This is a genomic window from Methylophaga sp. UBA5088 (assembly GCF_002414625.1).
Taxonomy (GTDB): Bacteria; Pseudomonadota; Gammaproteobacteria; order Nitrosococcales; family Methylophagaceae; genus Methylophaga; species Methylophaga marina.
Genome location: NZ_DIAC01000002.1, coordinates 13,927 through 15,795, shown reverse-complemented (window position 1 = coordinate 15,795; position 1,869 = coordinate 13,927). Strand labels below are relative to the sequence as shown.

Genomic DNA, 1,869 nt, shown 5'->3' with positions numbered 1-1,869 from the left:
CTTTGATAAATAACTCAATGAACTCATCATATTCTATGTCATTAATACGCTTGTGTTTCCAACCGATATAAAGCGGATTATTCAGCAAGGTCTGATTATTTGTGCCGATATCCAACATGATGGGTAGCGTATATGCCGGACTAATGCCAGCGCAGGCCGTATAGAGCGATAACTTACCTATGGGAATACCCATTCCCCCTACGCCCTGATCGCCTAAACCCAGAATTCGACTGCCATCGGTGACCACAATGACCTTAATTTTATCCTTGGTCACGTTATGCAAAATTTCATCAATACGATCTTTATCTGGATAAGAAATAAACACACCACGTGCTCGTCGATATATCTCAGAAAAGCGTTCACATGCTTCACCGACTGTTGGGGTATAAATAATCGGCATCATCTCTACCAGATGCGCCTTTAATAAATAGTAAAACAAGGTTTCATTGTTATCTTGAAGATAACGCAAGTAGATATGTTGGTTGATAGGCGTCTTGAATGTTTTGTATTGAAGATAAGCTCTCTCTGCCTGCTCTTCGATCGTTTCAAACCGATTTGGAATAAGTCCAGTCAGGTTAAAGTCATGACGCTCCTGCTCACTAAATGCTGTGCCTTTATTCAACAGCGGGGTGGCAAGTAAAGCAGGTCCTGCATGGGGAATATAGATCGGATCCTTCGGCTTGGTCACGGTCATCAACATACCTCATTTATGTTTTTCTAGAGCCAGTTAAACAGCAAAGCAACAACAGGTTCAAGTCATTGCTTTATCTCAACTGCTTCAAATTCGATATGTTTGTATCTGGCCTTCTGTCATCAAGGTTTGATAATGCCTAACACAACCGCAATATTAGCCAGGTCGGCTGCCGTGTTTACCCGTAACTTACTTTTAATCTGTGTGTTGTAGTTCGCTATGGTTTTATAGCCCAGATGCATATCAGCGGCGACTTCGTGGGCATTCATGCCTTTTGCTAAGCGACAAAACACATCAAACTCTCTTGGTGAAAGTAAATCCAGTACTTGTCGATAATGCTCAATATCGTTATGACGCACATCATCAATTTCAGGCATGAGTTGTTCTTCAATATAACGCTTGCCATCCGCCACGGTTTTGACCGCTTCAGCCAGCACTTCTGCCGCACTATTTTTACTCACATACCCCATGGCTCCTGCGTCGAGCGCGCGCTCTACATAGATCGCTTCATCATGAATGCTATAAACCAGCACGACTGCCTTGGGATCTTGCTTATGCAGACGACGAATCGCTTCCAGCCCCCCTATCCCTGGCATAGATAGATCCATCACCACCACATCAGGTTGAAGCCGCTCATATTCCTGAGAGACAAGCTCACCTTGATTCAAATCGGTGATATCGCCGATAAAGGGCTGAGAAGCCAGTAACATGCGAAACCCTGCCCGGACTACCGCATGGTCATCAACGAGTAGAACGCTGATTTTATGTTCATTTGTCATGTTTTTTCTCTAAAAAGGGCATCCACACACGAATTCTGACGCCGCGTCCTCTTGTCGATTCAAAAATAAATTCGCCACCCATGCTCTGCACTCTTTCACGCATGGCTAATAATCCAAAACCATCGCCTGTTGAGCCACCTCCCACGCCATTATCTTCAACCAGAATAGTAATGCGATGTTCATCTTTAATGCTGGTCGGCCTAACAATCACATTCACCCTGTCGGCTTTGGCATGGCGAACCACATTGGTCAGACATTCTTGTACGATTCGATACACATGAATGGATACTTCTTCGTCCAATTCGTCTACAGAAGGTTCACAGTTAAGGTCGATTTTTAAGATTGGCTGTCGACGTTTCCATTCATTCACTAAATCAGTCAATGTCGCGTATAGACCCA

Annotated in this window: 3 protein-coding genes; all 3 read right to left on the bottom strand. The window is 44.0% G+C overall.

The features are described 5' to 3' along the window. The coding region (gene maeA, locus B4K20_RS00290) for an oxaloacetate-decarboxylating malate dehydrogenase (RefSeq protein ID WP_414683358.1) at window positions 1–694 on the bottom strand (694 nt) is incomplete at its 3' end. A gap of 119 nt (window positions 695–813) precedes the next feature. After that, window positions 814–1,470: a response regulator gene (locus tag B4K20_RS00285; RefSeq protein ID WP_289281441.1), complete on the bottom strand. Its 657-nt coding sequence runs from the start codon at window positions 1,468–1,470 to the stop codon at window positions 814–816. Beyond that, window positions 1,460–1,869 (bottom strand): sensor histidine kinase (locus tag B4K20_RS00280; protein WP_349678782.1); only part of this gene is annotated, 410 nt, incomplete at its 5' end. The genes B4K20_RS00285 and B4K20_RS00280, both read right to left, overlap by 11 nt.

Coding starts and splice junctions, on each gene's coding strand:
- B4K20_RS00285 (WP_289281441.1), bottom strand. CDS start 1,470: ATGACAAATGAACATAAAATCAGCGTTCTACTCGTTGATGACCATGCG.